Source organism: Reyranella massiliensis 521, assembly GCF_000312425.1.
GTDB lineage: Bacteria > Pseudomonadota > Alphaproteobacteria > Reyranellales > Reyranellaceae > Reyranella > Reyranella massiliensis.
Map to the genome: position 1 here is coordinate 114,317 of NZ_HE997181.1, position 14,265 is coordinate 128,581.

Below are 14,265 nucleotides of genomic sequence, written 5' to 3' on the forward strand. Positions count from 1 at the left end.
GGCTCCCATTGGGGAGCCGGCTTCTTTGATGGGAACGTTACCGGCGCTGATAGCGGTCCGGCACGCCGTCGCCGTTGGCGTCGCGATCGTAACGGTTGGGAACGCCGTCGCGATCATAGTCGCCGTTCGGGCCGCGGCGCGGCGCCTGGTTGTAGTAGCCGGGCTGATAGGCGTTGGCATTGCTGTAGTAAGTGCCGTTGCGCCAGTAGCCGCTGTTGGAGCTGTAGTTGTTCGAGCTATAGTTCGGATAGCCGTAACCCGCGGTCTGGTTGCACGCGGCAGTTAGTGCACCGAGTGCGACGGCCGCGACCACGATCATGATCCTGCTCATCTTACCTCCGTTGGGATTTCGGACCCGCCCTGGAGGCGGGACTTCCCACACAACGAGGTAAGCAGCCCGAGGTGGCACCACACGGGCGAAAAGATGAAGTTCTGTAAAGCGCACGGCACTGGCAACCCTGCCAGCACCGTGCGTTATCGGACGCTACAGGGCGCCGGGAGCGGGGCCGCGCGATACCTTGGCGTTGAGCTTCGGCGGATGCGTCACGATCGACTTCAGCGCCGGCGTCGGCTTCTTGAGCTTGGCGAGATTCGGCATCGGCCGCGCCAGGCCCGGGATGCTCTTGAAGGCCTGCTCCATCGCGTGGGCGGCGCCCAGCACTTCGCCGTCGCCGCGGAAACGGCCGATCACTTGCAGGCCGAACGGCATCTTGTTGTGATCGAGGCCGCAGGGCAGCGACACCGCCGGATTGGTGGCCAGCGACACGAAATAGACCGACGCCATCCAGTGGTAGTAGTTGCGCAGCTTCTTGCCGTCCATCTGGTCGATGTAGAGCTGCTTCCAGGGGAAGGGCGAGAAGCCGACTGTCGGCCCCAGCACCAGATCGTAGTCGCGGTAGAGGTCCTGGAACTTCCGGAAGATGCGCGTCTGTTCGCCATGCGCCCAGGCGAAGTCGGCCAGGCTCAGCTTCGCGCCGATCTCGTAGTTGGCGACGATGTTGGGGCCGAGCATCTTGCGGTTGTTGGTGTAGGCGTCGTGATAGCGCGACAGGAAGCTCACGGCGCGTACCACGTCGAAGCAGCGATCGGCCTCGCCGTAGTCGACCTCGACCTTATCGAGCGAGCGGAAGAGCGGCTTCATCGCCTTGATCTTCTCGCGCATCGTCGAGCGGATACCCTTCTCGACGGGCGCGCCGCTGAAATCCTCGGTCCAGGCCACGCGCAGGCTGCCGAGATCGACCGGCCAGGGTTCGGCAAACGCCGCCCCGTCGATCGGGAACGACAGGGGGTCTTGATCGTGCTGACCGATCTGCGTGGCATAGAGCAGACAAGTGTCGGCCACCGTGCGGCCCATCGGGCCCAGCACCGAAATCGGCGTCCAGCCCATGGAGCGACGTTCGACGGCGACCATGCCGGGCGAGGGGCGGAAGCCCACGATGCCGCAATAGGCGGCGGGATTGCGCAGCGAGCCGCCGGTGTCGGAGCCGGTGCAGACCGGCAGGAGGTCGGTCGCCAGCGCCGCTGCCGAGCCGCCCGACGAGCCGCCGGCATTCAGGGTCGTATTGAAGGGGTTGCCTGTGGCGCCCCACACCGGATTGCGGCTGTTCGAGCCCGCGCCGAATTCCGGCACGTTGGTCTTGCCCACGACGATCGCACCGTTAGTGCGTACGCGGTTCACCATCACGTTGTCGTAGTTCGGCACGTAGTCGCGATAGAGCGGCGACCCGTAGGTGGTGAGGAGGTCCTTCGTCTCTTCGAGGTCCTTGATGCCGGTCGGCAGGCCATGGAGCAGCGGCAACTCCTCGCCGCGGCGCACCGCGGTCTCGGCGGCCTTCGCCTCCTTGCGCGCGCGGGCCACGCACATTGCCGTCACGGCATTCACGGCCGGGTTCACTTCCTCGATCTGACCGAGGCAGGCCTCGAGCAATTCGACCGGCGAAATCTCCTTGGTGCCGATGCGACGACGCATCTCGACTGCAGACAGCGAAACCAGCTCTTGCTTTGACATTCTTCCCCCTTCGCTCGGGAAGGAGCTTAGGGCACGATGCGCGCCGGAGGAAATCAAACATGGTGCATCCGCTTCGGGAGAAGGCGGCCGTTAGTGGCATCGGTGAAACCGCGTATACGCGCGGCACGCATAAGAGTGCGTTGGCTCTGCAACTCGAGGCGAGCCTCGCGGCGATCGCCGACGCCGGCCTCAGCCCCCGCGATATCGACGGCGTCATCCCCTATTTTCCAGGCGGTGGTATCGCCGAGGATTTCATCGCCAACCTCGGGCTGCCCGACCTCAAGCTGTCGCTGTTCGTGCCGATGGGCGGCGCCACCTGCGTGGCGGCCATCCAGAGCGCCGCCATGGCGGTGGCGTCCGGCGTCTGCAACAACGTACTGATCGCCGTCGGCCGTACCGGCTACTCGGGCGCCCGGGTCAGCACCCGGCTGCAGCAGTTCCCGCAATTCGCGCTGGCGGCCGAATTCGAGGCGCCGATCGGCATCTTTGCCCCCGCGCAGCTCTATGCCCCGGGCGCACGCCGCCACATGGAGCTCTACGGCACCACCGAGCGGCACTTCGCCGAAGTCGCCGTCGTGACGCGCCAGCACGCCATCCTCAATGGCAATGTCGTGATGAACAAGCCGCTCACGGTCGAGGACCATCATGCCTCGCGCATGATCTCCGATCCGTTCCGGCTGTTCGACTGCAGCCTGGAGAGCGACGGCGGTGCGGCCATCGTCGTGAGCCGCAGCGACCGGGCACGTGACCTGAAGAAGCCATTGGTCACCATCATGGGCGTGGCCGAGGGGCATCCCGAATCGCCGGCCTCGATTGCGCAGCGGCCGGACCTGCTGGAGTTCGGCCTCGCCAAGTCTGCCCCGCGTGCCTACGAGATGGCCGGCGTCGGTCCGAAGGACATCGACGTTGCCGAGATCTACGACTGCTTCACGTTCACGGTGATCAACCAGCTCGAGCTCCTGGGTTTCTGCAAGAAGGGCGAGGGCGGGCCGTTCATCATGAATGGCCGCATTGCGCTCGGCGGCGAACTGCCGATCAACACGCATGGCGGGCTCCTGAGCCAGGGTCACGTCGTGGGCCTCAACCACGTGATCGAGCTGACTCGTCAGCTCCGCCGCGAGGCGGGCAAGGCGCAGGTCAAGGATGCCGAAGTCGGCCTCGTTACCGGTTACGGCGACATGGGCGATGGTTCGATCGCGATCCTGAGGAGGGCGGCATGAGCACTGCAGTAACGCCGCCGGCACCGGAACGTCCGATGCCGACGCCGACGCGCGAGAGCCAGCCGCACTGGGATGGTTTGCGCGAAGGCCGTTTCCTGCTGCAGCACTGCTCGGCCTGCGGCAAGGTCCGGCACTATCCGCGGCCGGTCTGCCCGCACTGCTTCTCGATGGAGAGCGAGTTCAAGGAAGCCCCGACGGGCGGCACGATCCACACCTGGACGGTGTGCCACCATCCGTTCAACTTCTTCTTCAAGGCGGCCGTGCCCTATATCGTGGCGCTGGTCGACATGGACGCCGGCGTGCGGGTCAATGCACCGCTCAGAGGCGTCGCCGAAGCCGACATCAAGATCGGCCAGCGCGTGAAGCTTGCCTTCGAGCCGGTCAACAAAGAGGTGACGTTGCCGTTCTTCGTGGCGGAGTAGCGTCAGCGGACAAGAATCTGGGAGGAAGAGGATGAAGCGTTCCACTTTCATCGCGGCGGGTCTCGCCGCGTTCGCGTTGCCGTTCGCCGTCATGGCGCCGGCGGTTGCTCAAACCGATTGGCCGCAGAAGCCGATCTCCATGGTGGTGCCCTATCCGCCAGGCGGCGTGAACGACGCGGTGGCGCGCGTCTACGCCGACAAGCTTTCGACCGAACTCGGCAAGCCAGTCATCGTTGACAACCGTGCGGGCGCGGCGACCACCGTAGCCTCCAACTTCGTCGCCAAGGCGCCGCCCGACGGCTACACGATCTATGCCGGCGGCACGTCACTGGTGATCAACCCGACCCTCACGGGCCAGGTGCAGTACGATCCGCACAAGAGCTTCGAGCTCGTGTCGCTGATGTCGTTCACGCCGTTCATCCTGCACGTCAACGCCGACTTCCCCGCCAAGAATATGGCCGAGCTGATCGCCGTGGTGAAAGCCAACCCCGGCAAGTTCAACATCGCGAGCTCGGGCATCGGCGCGACCAACCATCTTGCGGCGGAGCTTTTGAAAGCACAGGCCGGACTCAACATCATCCACGTGCCCTACAAGGGCGGGGCGCAGGCGGGCCAGGACGTGGCCTCGGGGCAGGCGCAGATGATGTTCTCGGCGGCGCTCGAAGCGAAGCCGGTGCTGGCGACGGGCCGCACGCGCGCCATCGCGATCTCGAGCACCAAGCGCTCGCCTGCTTTCCCGGATGTGCCGACCGTGGTCGAAGCGGCAGGCCTCAAGGATTTCGAGGCCGTGTTCTGGCAGGGCATGGTCGTCCCGGCCGGCACGCCGCAGCCGATCGTCGACAAGCTGCAGAAGGCGATTGCCAAGATCGCCGCTGACCCGGAAGTGATCGAGCGCTTCAAGGTCCAGGGCGTGGAAATTCGCTCTTCTACCCAGGCCGAGTTCAAGGACTTCCTGAACAAGGAAGAAAAGCGTTGGGTGACGCTGATCAAGGAACAGAACATCAAGCCGGAGTGAGGCCTGCTACAGAGCCTTCCTCATCGTGAGGTTGAACCGGCGGCGGCCGGTCGACGGGTGCTCGCCGTCCTTGAGCGTGAGCACGCCGTGATGGAAGAGGCGCGACGCGCCGCCCCAGACCACGACATCGCCATGCCGCAGCGCCACCTTCTTCACGGGATCGCTGCGCTTCGGGCCGCCGAACTGGAAGGTCGCGGGCAGGCCGAGCGACACTGATACGATCGGATGGCCGTAGTCGGCCTCGTCGCGGTCCTGATGGAGCGAGAGCCGCGCGCCGGGCTCGTAGCGATTGACCAGGCAGGCGTCGGGCAAGAAGCCCGGAAATCCCGCTGCGACTGCGGCGGCCTCGGCGAGATCCAGAAATTCCCGAGGCAGGCGCGGCCATGGCTTGCCGCTGTCGGGATCGTGCGTCGTGTAGCGATAGCCCTTTCGATCCGTGACCCAGCCGGCGGTGCCGCAGTTGGTCATGGCGACCGACATCTCGAAGCCGCCCGGCGTGATCATGCGGCGGAACGGAGCCGCGTCGGCAATGCTGTCGATGGCCGCGAGGAGCGTTGCGCTTCGTGCCGCCGCGAAGCCGCGCAACAACACGGCGCCCTCGCCCAGAGGTTCGTGGAGGACTTCCTGATCGCCCGAAGGTTCGAACAAATCCCGCATGTCCGAGAATTCCAATCCGTTGCCGGAGCGTAACGGCAAACGGCTCGTCCTATCTTCCCGCTATCGATCCCCAAGAGGGACAATGAGGAGAGAAACATGGCAACGACCCTGCGTTATGCAAAGGCCGAAAGCTCGCTCGGGTCCTTCGTCGCCGGGATGTCCGACAAGGGACTAGTCATGGTCGAGTTCGGCGAGATGAACGAGGCGATGCGAGCGAACCTCGCTGCTCGATTTCCGGACGCGACGCTGATCGAGGATACGGCGGGGCTGCGGGACGTGGTCGGTCATCTTGCCGACGCGATCGAGTATCCGGGTTCCGCTTCGGATTTTGCGCTCGACCTGCAAGGCTCTGTCTTCGAACTGAATGTCTGGGAAGCGCTGCGGCAGATTCCCGCTGGCCGAACGTCGACCTATGGCGAAATCGCCAAGAAGCTCGGCGTTCCGCGCCAGGCGCGTGAAGTTGGCGGAGCCTGCGCTGCCAACAGGCTGGCGGTCGTTGTGCCTTGTCACAGGGTCGTGAAGAAGGACGGTTCCATTTCGGGTTATCGCTGGGGTGTCCGACGCAAGCGGGCGCTGATAGAGCGCGAGGCAGGGGCACAGTCCTTGCCTGGGTTCCCAGGCGACCCACATGGGACGGCATCTACCTGAAAACACAGGAGAGAGAGAATGAAGAGCTGGATGGGTACGGTCGTTGCGGTTTCTGTGGGCATGGCGGCGTTGCCGGCATGGGCGCAGTCAGGCGAAGCAAGTCGCGGTCAGCGCGTGTTCAACCAGCAGTGCCGTGCCTGTCACACGCTCGACAAGGACGGCGCGCAGACGGCAGGTCCCAACCTGCACGGCGTGTTCGGCCGCAAGGCTGGCACGGCGGAAGGCTATGCCTTCTCGGACGCCATGAAGAATTCGGGTATCGTTTGGGATGATGCGACCCTGACCGAGTACAACCGCGATCCCAAGGGCAAGGTGCCGGGCACCAAGATGGTGTTCAACGGCGTGAAGCAGGCCGGCCAGCTCGCCGATCTCGTCGCCTATCTCAAAGAAGCGACCAAGTAGTCAGCGCCTGATCGTGTTGATCAGCGTCTGCATGAATCCATCGACCGCCGTCCGGCTGTTGGCCGGCGTGTCGATCCAGTCGAGCCGCAGCTTGAGGAAGCGATCGCGATAACCCGTCACCATCAACGCGGTATGGAGCGGCTTCTTGGTGGTGGGCTGGATGGCCGACAGGGTCGTGCAGAGGAAGGTAAGGCCACCGATCGTGCATTTGTCCGGCCCGTCGACGGGCTTGAGCTGATCGTAGCGGCCGAGCTTTGCGCCTTCGTAGATGTCGGCCAATGCACGCTGGAACTGGGCAAGGACCGCGTCGTCCATCGGACCGTCCGGAATCGATCCGGTCCTGGGCGGATACACGTAAAGCGTCACGAAGAGCTGCTGGTTCGTCTGGTAGTTCCAGGCGTAACCCAGGTCCGGCCGGTTCATTGTCTTGCCGTAGTCCACCGAGGTTGCCAGCCGTGCGTTGGTGATCTCGGCGGGGAACACTAGCCCCGTCACCGGCTCCCGATCGGGAGCGGGGATGCGGGGCGGTGCGTTCTGCGCGATGGCGCTTCCGACGGTGAACGCCAACAGGGCGCAGCAGACAGCCGTGAAGGTGCAGAACTTCCGAACCAGCATGCGTTTCTCCAAGAACGCGGCAGTCTAGCTGTGCACCGTGGCACTGTCGCGGGAGCGCAGATAAACGATGGCACCCAAAACGAGGCCGAGGCCCAGCGCCGCAAAGGAGATGCGATAGGCCGTGTCGTTGGCGCCGAAGGCCTCGACGACATAGCCCATGCCGGCCGGCAGCACGGCGAGCCCCAGGCACTGCGCCATGTTGACGGTCGTGACGCCGCGTCCGGCCAGCCGGTCGGGAAAGAGGGCGCGGCCCTGCGCCACGATCACCGTGCCGAAGGCGCACGCGAAGCAGAAGGCCGACAGAAGCCCGACGGCGAGCCAGAGCGGTGGTTGCGGCAGGAGCGCCAGCATGGCCAGCAGAGCGGTCGAGATGGCGGCCCCGCCCAGCACCACCTTCTTGCGCGAGCGCAGCAGGCGATCCATCGGGCCGTAGGCGAGAATGCCCAGGATCTGCGCCACGCCCATCGCCAGCAGCACGTTGCCACGCGCCACCGCGTCGAGCTTGTGCACGTCGTAGAGATAGGGGCCGCCCCAGACGCCGAGAACGGTGAGCATCGTGGCGTAGGCAAAGAAGTGCATGGCGAGCACGGGGCCCAGGCCCGGAGTCGACCAGACCTCGAAGAGGCCCTTCACGATCTCGGCGAGGTTTTCCTTTTTAGCCGGCGGTGCGGCCATCTCGGGCGGACGATCGCGGACGAAGGCGTAGAAGCACACGGCGACCAGCACTGTAACGGCGGCGAGACCCACAAAACCCGTGCGCCAGCCGACCGTGGCGGCCACCCAGGCAAGCGGCGTAGCGGCCGCCAGCGTGCCGATGTTGGACGCCGCAAAAACCCAGGAGAGCACGGTGGCGAGCCTGGCCGGTGGGAACCAGCGCGAGCACAGAAACACCACCGACATGAAGGAGGCGGCGCAGCCTACGCCGACGATCGCGCGTCCGCCGATCAGGTCAAAGGCACTCGCGGAAACCGCGATCCAGAGGGCTCCCGCCATGGCGACGATCGACAGCGTGGCCACCGTACGACGCGCCCCAAAGCGGTCGAACCACATGCCGACCGGGATCTGCACGGCAAACAGTGCAAAGAAGAAGGCGCTTCCCGCCCAGCCGAGCTGACGCGCCGAGAGGTCAAGGTCGCGCACCAGTTCGGGCGCGATCACGCTGTTGGAGACACGGTAAAACTGGCTGAGGCAGGTGACTGCGATCAGCAGGACAAGGAGCGGCACTCTCGACGCCATGGTCTCTCTGCTAGCACGCTCCGCCGGGGCTTTCCTTCGGCGTGGACCGAAGGGTCCGTCTAGCGACGTGCCGAGACCGTCGCCTCAGCGCCGTGTTCTCTACTTGACCGCCGCTGCCGCCTTGGATTGACGGATGGCGAGCGCCAGCGCAACGCCGAGGTCCGACAGCATCTTGCCTGTGGCTTCGTCGGTGAGCTTGCCGTCGGTGAACCTGTTCTGCGCCTGGCCGATCATGACCTCCGGCTTGTTGAGGGGCCGGCCGTCGAGGAACACCAGGGTCTGGCGCAATTGATACTGCGCGCGCGCCGTGCCGAGCAGGCCCATCGATGCGCCGAACAGGGCGATCGGCTTGGTTGCAAACGGTTGCGGCGTCATGCGGGACAGCCAGTCGATGGCGTTCTTCAAGACACCCGAGATGCCGTAATTGTACTCTGGGCTCACCAGCACGATTCCGTCGGCCTCGAGCATGGACTTTTGGGCTGCTTGCACCTTGTCGGGAAACCCCTTGGCCTGGATATCGGCATCGTAGAGAGGCCAGTCGCCGATCTCGATCGTCTGCACCGAGGTTCCCGCCGGAACGCGTTCGATGAAGGCCTGCAACGAGAGGCGATTGAACGAAGCCTTGCGCAGGCTGCCGCAGAAAGCGACGAGCTTCAGAGAGTCTGTCATGCGAGTCGCTCCTTCGTCGGAAAACGGCCAGTGGCTACATAAGAGGTTGCGGAGCGATTTGGCAACGCGGGCCAGTGAGCCAGTGGGCGAGGCTGCGGCGAGCTGATAAGTGTTGACCGGCGAAGGCAAGGGAGATGAGAGACTTATGAAGCGATTCATTGCCGGCGGGTTGGGTTTTCTGGCGACGGTCGCCGCGAGCGGCGCTTTTGGGCAGGACCAACCGCCCAACAAATGGGTGATGTACTGCACCCAGGAAGGCGGCCGGGATTGCGGCGTGCAGGCGACGATCGACGGCAACAGCCTGCTCGGCCAGTTCCTCGTCGTGCGCTATTCGGCAGCCTACCGGAAGCTTTCGGTGGTCGGCGATGGCCAGGGCGTCCAGGCCAGCATTCAGGTCGACTCCAACCCCTTCATCTCGACCAGCATCTGCGGCCAGGGGATCTGCCAGTACAACACCGGCAAGTCGGCCCAGCTTCTCGGGGAGATGCGCTCCGGGTCGCAGATCCAGGTGCAGATCCAGCTGCAGAACACAATGGCAGGTCCGTTCCAGCAGACGTTGAGCGGCTTCGACAATGAACTGCAGAAGGCCCTCGCGGCGCAGCGCGGCGGCTGAGCTCCTGGTGAATCCTAGGGAAGGCCGTCGGGCCTTCTCTCTTCTGCCGCCGCGTCGCGGATGAGTTCGAGCGCCGGGCCGATAACGCCCATGTCGGCATCCGTGGGATAGACGACATAGGCGGAAATCGAGAATTCCGGTCCGCCGGGAACGATCGTCAGTTTCCGGCTGTGTAGATGCGGACGCACGAGGCGGATGGGGAAGTATCCCGAGCCGCCATTCTCGATCACATGTTGCAGGCCCAGCCAGCCGATGTTGGCGGTGAGCGCAGCGCCGAAGAATTCCGGAAAGCTCGCGCTGTGGCGCGCGAAGAACTCCGGTCCCCAGTCGATGTAGACGTAGCTGGAGTCGAGGACCGGCCGCCGCTGTACCTTGGTGGAGACCAGGACAAGCCTGTCGTCGAACAGGAACTCCACGTTGAGGCCGGGCCGGCTTTCGGGCGTGTACATGACGGCGACATCCAGCCGTCCCTCGACCAGCCCTTCCATCAGGTCGCTCTCCAGGCCGATCTCGGCGCGCACCGAAATGTCGGTAGCCTTCTCCAGCAGCGATGGCATCTGCTTGATCAGGAATTGCTCCCATAGACCCAGTCGCGCACCGATCGTGACGGCGGCGCGGAAGCCGCGGGCGACGCCGACGTCGTGGCGCGCCTGCTCAACTGTCCGGACGAGGGTGGAGGCATGCTTCTGGAAGTGCTTGCCTGGCGGCGTCAGCGTTGTGCCGCCCTTGTTGCGGACGAACAGCCGGCACCCCAGCGCCGTCTCCAGCGTGTGAATCCGCGTGCTGACCGTCGATTGCGTCACATGCAGCCGCTCGGCGGCATTCACAAAGCTGCCGGTGGTGACGACGGCCAGGAAGGTGCGGGCCAGCTCGGTATCCAAGGAGAGCCTCTCTTTGGCTTAATATCGATTAATTCGATATCATTTGCCACATTTCTTCGTTTTCCAGATGTAATCCGACCTCTTACCATGGCGGCTGTAGGAGTAACGATGACAGATCAGACCCTTGCACCAACCGGACCGATCAGCCGGGACGAACTGATCGATTTCCTGAACGAGCTGCTCGAAGCCGAGCGCGCCGGGGCGCGTGTCGCGCTCGACAGCGCCCGCGACGCCAAAGATCCCGAAACGGTCAAACTGCTGAAGGCCATCCAGGACGACGAGGCGCGGTGGTGCGCGATGCTGTTGCGGCAAATCCGGGTCCTCGATGGCGCCGCCTCGCCACGCATGGGAGCCTTCCATGGCAAGGCAATGGCCATCGGGGACTTGAAGGAGCGTCTGGCGTTTCTCAATCGCGGCCAGGGCTGGGTCGTCCGCAAGCTGCGCGAAGTCACGCCCCGGGTGAGGGATGATGCGCTCCTTGCCGACTTGAGCCACATGCTCTCCTCTCATGTCGCCAACATCAACCTGACGAACAGTGCGCTGGGATGAACTCCGCCAACGACAATAGTGACGACGAGGACGTATCGCAGGCGTACAGCTCGCCGCCTTGCATGATGCACCTCGTCGATCCCCTCTCGGGGCAGGTGCTGCCGGAGGCCGATTTCCGCCAGCAGCTCGACCTGAAGAGATGGCGAAAGGCCGAGCGCGAACGTTTGATCGCCTTGCGCGTGGCAATCCCCGCCGAGGAACGGCGCCGGCATTCGGCAAGGATCGTCGAGGAACTCGACAAGGTGCTGGGGGACATTTCAGGCCGGATCGTCGGCGTCTATTGGCCGTTCCGTGGTGAGCCCGATCTGCGGTCCTGGATGGAAGGATTGGGAGATCGGGGCGCCGTCTGCGTGTTGCCGGTGGTCGTCGGCCCCCAGATGCCTCTCGCATTTCGCGTCTGGCGGCGCGGTGACGCGCTCGAGCCGGGCGTATGGAACATTCCGGTGCCCGTCGAGCAGCAGGAGGCGACACCGGACATCGTCATCTCTCCCGTCGTCGGCTTTGATCGTGCCTGCTATCGCCTCGGCAACGGCGGCGGCTTCTACGATCGCACACTGGCAGCCTTGCCGCGGCGGCCACGGATCATCGGCGTAGGCTACGAGAAGCTGGCCATTCCGACCATCTACCCGCAGCCTCACGACATCGCGATGGACATGATCGTTACGGAAAGCGGCACGTTAGCGGGATGAGCCCGGCGGACATTTTACCGGATCGTGCGTGGCCTGCCTGAGATAGGCAATCAGGTCCGCGCGCTCCTGTGCGTTCTTGACGCCGGCATAGGCCATCTTGGTGCCGGGGACGGCTTTGAGAGGATTTTCCAGGAAGCGGTCGAGGGTAGCCGCATCCCAGGTGAGTCCGGCCGATTTCAGGGCCTGCGAATAGGTGAAGTCGGGCACTGCGGCGGCGGGCCGGCCGAACAGGCCGCAATGGCGCGGCCCGCTCCGATTGTGTTCCAGGGAATGGCACGCCAGGCATCGCTGGTAGATCTGCGCGCCTTTCCCGGCATCGCCGTCCGCTGCCTGACACAGGGAGGCCCCGAGCGTGAGGCCGATGAAGAGAGCGAACGGGAGTTTCATGTCGATGCTCGCGACGCGACTTTGCTCAGGACACGAAGGCCGAGGGCACTGGCGGCTGGCCCAGCGCCTGGCGCAGCACAGCCCAGTGCATGGCCTCGTCGCCGAGGATGGAGGCTGCCACTTTCGCGAGTTCGCGATCGTCGAGGATGGGAATCGCCCCGAGATAGGCGCTGACGGCGCCTCGCTCGAGTTCGGCGGCGAAGCCCAGTACGTCGGCCTGGGTCTTCAGCTTCTCGACGGGGAAGGTGTACTTGGCCTTCGCGGCGACCGGCGTGCCGCCGAGCTTCTTCACGGTCGTTGCCAGGGCCGTGGCATGTTCCTTGTGGTGGCCCTGGAACTGGACAGCGAGGTCGAGGACCGGCTTCTGGAGCAGGCCGCTGGAGGCGCCGACCTGATAGGCCGCGATTGCTTCCTGCTCGGCCGCCAATGCGGCGTTAAGGATCGTCACGTCGTTGCCGGCGGCTTTGGCCTCGGCAGATCCGATCAGTGCCAGACGGTCGCGGCCTGCGAGAAGAGCGATGGCGGTTGCCGAGAGGGTGAACTTGCCGAAGCCGGACAGGAAACTGCGCCGCGCTGGCGTCGTCATGCTTGCCTGTGGGGTGATCGAGGACATGGGGAGCTCCTTGGTTCGGCGAACGGCAGGATGTCGTTCGTACTCAGCAGAACCCCGGCACCCCCGGACTTGGATGCAGTTTTTTATTTGGCGGGACCTGCATCCAACGGCGCGGCAGCGGGGTAGTTGGCCCGAGGAGGTCTTTCGATATGGTCGAGATTCTCAGGCTTCACGACGCTTCGCGGCCGGCACCGATGCCACCTTCGCTCCTCGCGCTCGATCCTCGCAATCCGGCGCCGTCGTCGTTCGATCCGCTGGCGCGGCTCTTGGCCGAAACCGCAGTCGGCGACGACCGAGCCTTCGCGAGGCTCTACGAACTCGTGAGCCCGCGCCTGTTCGCCGTCGCGCGGCGCATCGTGCAACGCGACGACCTCGCCGAAGACGTCTTGCAGGAGTCCTTCCTGCGCATCTGGCGTGCGGCCTATCAGTACGATCCCGCCAAGGGACCGGCCTATGCCTGGCTGGTACGGATCGTGCGCAACCGTGCGCTGTCGGCGCGCTTGCGCACGGGCCGTCGCGATGTCGGTCATGCCGAGATCGATGTCGAGACAATGGTGTCCGATGCACCCGATCCCCTCATGCTGACCATCCGCAGCGACGAGGCGCGCCGCGTGAACGCGTGCCTGGGTAACCTACCGGCAAATCATCGTCGTTCCGTCGCGCTGGTCTACTTCGAAGGGCTGACGCACCTGGAACTCGCGGAGCGGCTGGGCGTCCAGCTCGGGACGGCCAAGAGCTGGGTCAGGCGCGGCCTGGCGCAGATGAGCAAATGCCTTCTCAAGGAAGATCTCGCGGATCGGCGAGCGCTCGTGGCGGCGGACTATGCCATCGGCAGTCTGCAGGGTACGGCGCGGCGTGGCTTTGAACGGCGGCGCGAACGCGACGCCCGGTTCTGCCACGCTGCCGATCGCTGGGAGGCGCAACTGGCAATGCTCACGGAGTTTCTGCCCGAGCAACCCTTCGCTTCGCGCGAAGTCTGGAAGCGAATCCAGCAAGAGATCGGGCGCAGCCGGCCGGCATTCTTCCGGCTACGATCCTGGCAGGTCGCGGTCGTGCTGTTAGTGACAGCCGGGCTTGGCGTGGTGGTCTTTCTGGCGTGATCCCGACACTGCTGGCGAGCTATTGCTCGCCGCCAGGGTCACGGAGTCTTCAGCGTCGACCGGAGCGACTTGGCGATCCAGTCGCCTGGCGTCATCTTTGCTTCGCGGGCCCGGGCTTCCAGGTCGGCCGCCTCCTTCGGATTGAGCGGCACGCTGAAGATGATCTCTTCGGCGCTCTGGCTGGAATAGACGAGGCCCGTTACCCGGTTGGCGAAGCGGCGCATCTGCTTCGTCTTGTCGGCGGCCGACAGCTGGCTGTTGCCGGCGAGCCAGGGACAGTAGCTGGCCATGAGGTAGTTCACGGTGCTCGAAGCCCGAACGCCGCCGGTCTGAAGCAGGTCGACAGCGTTCTGAAGCGCGTCCAGTTTGTCGAGCGCTCCGCCGGTCGGCAGGTTCTTGACCAGATCGGCCGAGAGCTTCGGTGCATCTTGTCCACCCGGGGCCGGGCACTCGAACTTGTCGGCGGCCTGTGCGGCGCCGGCAGTCAGGCCGATGGCCGCAACGAGTGAGAAGAGGCTGACGAGACGGGTACGCATGGAAG

At 64.8% G+C, this 14,265-nt stretch carries 19 protein-coding genes; 9 read left to right on the forward strand and 10 right to left on the reverse strand.

What is annotated here, in order from left to right:
* Positions 1–37: 37 nt before the first annotated feature.
* Positions 38–331, reverse strand: a complete 294-nt coding sequence (locus BN60_RS00635; protein WP_020694031.1) for a hypothetical protein — start codon at positions 329–331, stop codon at positions 38–40.
* 153 nt (positions 332–484) lie between these two features.
* Positions 485–2,008: an amidase gene (locus tag BN60_RS00640; protein ID WP_020694032.1), complete on the reverse strand. Its 1,524-nt coding sequence runs from the start codon at positions 2,006–2,008 to the stop codon at positions 485–487.
* Between the two features lie 59 nt (positions 2,009–2,067).
* On the opposite strand from BN60_RS00640, the gene BN60_RS00645 reads away from it, so the two are divergent.
* The 3 genes from BN60_RS00645 to BN60_RS00655 are packed head-to-tail and all read left to right on the forward strand — an operon-like array spanning position 2,068 to position 4,665.
* Positions 2,068–3,228 (forward strand): thiolase family protein, encoded by a 1,161-nt coding sequence (locus BN60_RS00645; protein WP_020694033.1) that lies wholly within the window; start codon positions 2,068–2,070, stop codon positions 3,226–3,228.
* The gene (locus BN60_RS00650) at positions 3,225–3,650 is read left to right on the forward strand and encodes a Zn-ribbon domain-containing OB-fold protein (RefSeq protein WP_020694034.1); all 426 of its coding nucleotides are present in this window, start codon (positions 3,225–3,227) and stop codon (positions 3,648–3,650) included. Before BN60_RS00645 ends, BN60_RS00650 begins: the two co-directional genes overlap by 4 nt.
* A 31-nt stretch (positions 3,651–3,681) precedes the next feature.
* Entirely contained in the window at positions 3,682–4,665 is a 984-nt protein-coding gene (locus BN60_RS00655; protein WP_020694035.1) for a Bug family tripartite tricarboxylate transporter substrate binding protein, read from the forward strand.
* Positions 4,666–4,671: 6 nt separating this feature from the next.
* Here the strand turns inward: BN60_RS00655 and alkB are convergent, their stop codons facing one another.
* Complete coding sequence (gene alkB, locus BN60_RS00660; protein WP_020694036.1) at positions 4,672–5,322, reverse strand: DNA oxidative demethylase AlkB; 651 nt, start codon at positions 5,320–5,322, stop codon at positions 4,672–4,674.
* A gap of 177 nt (positions 5,323–5,499) precedes the next feature.
* Here alkB and BN60_RS00665 point away from each other — a divergent pair, with 177 nt between their 5' ends.
* Complete coding sequence (locus tag BN60_RS00665; RefSeq protein ID WP_202949761.1) at positions 5,500–5,970, forward strand: methylated-DNA--[protein]-cysteine S-methyltransferase; 471 nt, start codon at positions 5,500–5,502, stop codon at positions 5,968–5,970.
* An 18-nt stretch (positions 5,971–5,988) separates the two neighbouring features.
* Positions 5,989–6,372: a c-type cytochrome gene (locus BN60_RS00670; protein ID WP_020694038.1), complete on the forward strand. Its 384-nt coding sequence runs from the start codon at positions 5,989–5,991 to the stop codon at positions 6,370–6,372.
* Here BN60_RS00670 and BN60_RS00675 read toward each other — a convergent pair whose 3' ends face one another.
* The 3 genes from BN60_RS00675 to BN60_RS00685 form a co-directional block, all read right to left on the reverse strand.
* On the reverse strand, positions 6,373–6,987 hold the full coding sequence (locus BN60_RS00675) for a hypothetical protein (RefSeq protein WP_020694039.1): 615 nt from the start codon (positions 6,985–6,987) through the stop codon (positions 6,373–6,375). It abuts the gene before it with no gap.
* Positions 6,988–7,011: 24 nt separating this feature from the next.
* A complete protein-coding gene (locus tag BN60_RS00680; RefSeq protein WP_020694040.1) occupies positions 7,012–8,223 on the reverse strand; it encodes an MFS transporter in 1,212 nt (403 codons plus the stop codon).
* A 99-nt stretch (positions 8,224–8,322) separates the two neighbouring features.
* Positions 8,323–8,892 (reverse strand): NADPH-dependent FMN reductase, encoded by a 570-nt coding sequence (locus BN60_RS00685; RefSeq protein WP_020694041.1) that lies wholly within the window; start codon positions 8,890–8,892, stop codon positions 8,323–8,325.
* Positions 8,893–9,037: 145 nt separating this feature from the next.
* On the opposite strand from BN60_RS00685, the gene BN60_RS00690 reads away from it, so the two are divergent.
* Positions 9,038–9,505, forward strand: coding sequence for a hypothetical protein (locus BN60_RS00690; RefSeq protein WP_020694042.1), 468 nt, complete (start codon positions 9,038–9,040; stop codon positions 9,503–9,505).
* A gap of 14 nt (positions 9,506–9,519) precedes the next feature.
* Here the strand turns inward: BN60_RS00690 and BN60_RS00695 are convergent, their stop codons facing one another.
* Positions 9,520–10,386 (reverse strand): LysR family transcriptional regulator, encoded by an 867-nt coding sequence (locus BN60_RS00695; protein ID WP_020694043.1) that lies wholly within the window; start codon positions 10,384–10,386, stop codon positions 9,520–9,522.
* Between the two features lie 108 nt (positions 10,387–10,494).
* Here BN60_RS00695 and BN60_RS00700 point away from each other — a divergent pair, with 108 nt between their 5' ends.
* Positions 10,495–10,935, forward strand: a complete 441-nt coding sequence (locus BN60_RS00700) for a DUF6306 domain-containing protein (RefSeq protein WP_020694044.1) — start codon at positions 10,495–10,497, stop codon at positions 10,933–10,935.
* On the forward strand, positions 10,932–11,624 hold the full coding sequence (locus BN60_RS00705; RefSeq protein WP_020694045.1) for a 5-formyltetrahydrofolate cyclo-ligase: 693 nt from the start codon (positions 10,932–10,934) through the stop codon (positions 11,622–11,624). The genes BN60_RS00700 and BN60_RS00705 overlap by 4 nt, the downstream gene beginning before the upstream one ends.
* On the opposite strand, the gene BN60_RS00710 is transcribed toward BN60_RS00705, so the two are convergent.
* Together BN60_RS00710 and BN60_RS00715 are read right to left on the reverse strand one after the other, a co-directional pair.
* Entirely contained in the window at positions 11,613–12,011 is a 399-nt protein-coding gene (locus tag BN60_RS00710; protein ID WP_020694046.1) for a c-type cytochrome, read from the reverse strand. The two genes, BN60_RS00705 and BN60_RS00710, sit on opposite strands and share 12 nt — an antisense overlap.
* A 25-nt stretch (positions 12,012–12,036) precedes the next feature.
* Complete coding sequence (locus BN60_RS00715) at positions 12,037–12,624, reverse strand: ferritin-like domain-containing protein (RefSeq protein ID WP_020694047.1); 588 nt, start codon at positions 12,622–12,624, stop codon at positions 12,037–12,039.
* A 149-nt stretch (positions 12,625–12,773) separates the two neighbouring features.
* Between BN60_RS00715 and BN60_RS28445 the strand changes: the two genes are divergently transcribed.
* On the forward strand, positions 12,774–13,724 hold the full coding sequence (locus BN60_RS28445; protein ID WP_020694048.1) for a sigma-70 family RNA polymerase sigma factor: 951 nt from the start codon (positions 12,774–12,776) through the stop codon (positions 13,722–13,724).
* Positions 13,725–13,762: 38 nt separating this feature from the next.
* Here BN60_RS28445 and BN60_RS00725 read toward each other — a convergent pair whose 3' ends face one another.
* Positions 13,763–14,260 (reverse strand): hypothetical protein, encoded by a 498-nt coding sequence (locus BN60_RS00725; protein WP_020694049.1) that lies wholly within the window; start codon positions 14,258–14,260, stop codon positions 13,763–13,765.
* Positions 14,261–14,265 lie beyond the last annotated feature (5 nt).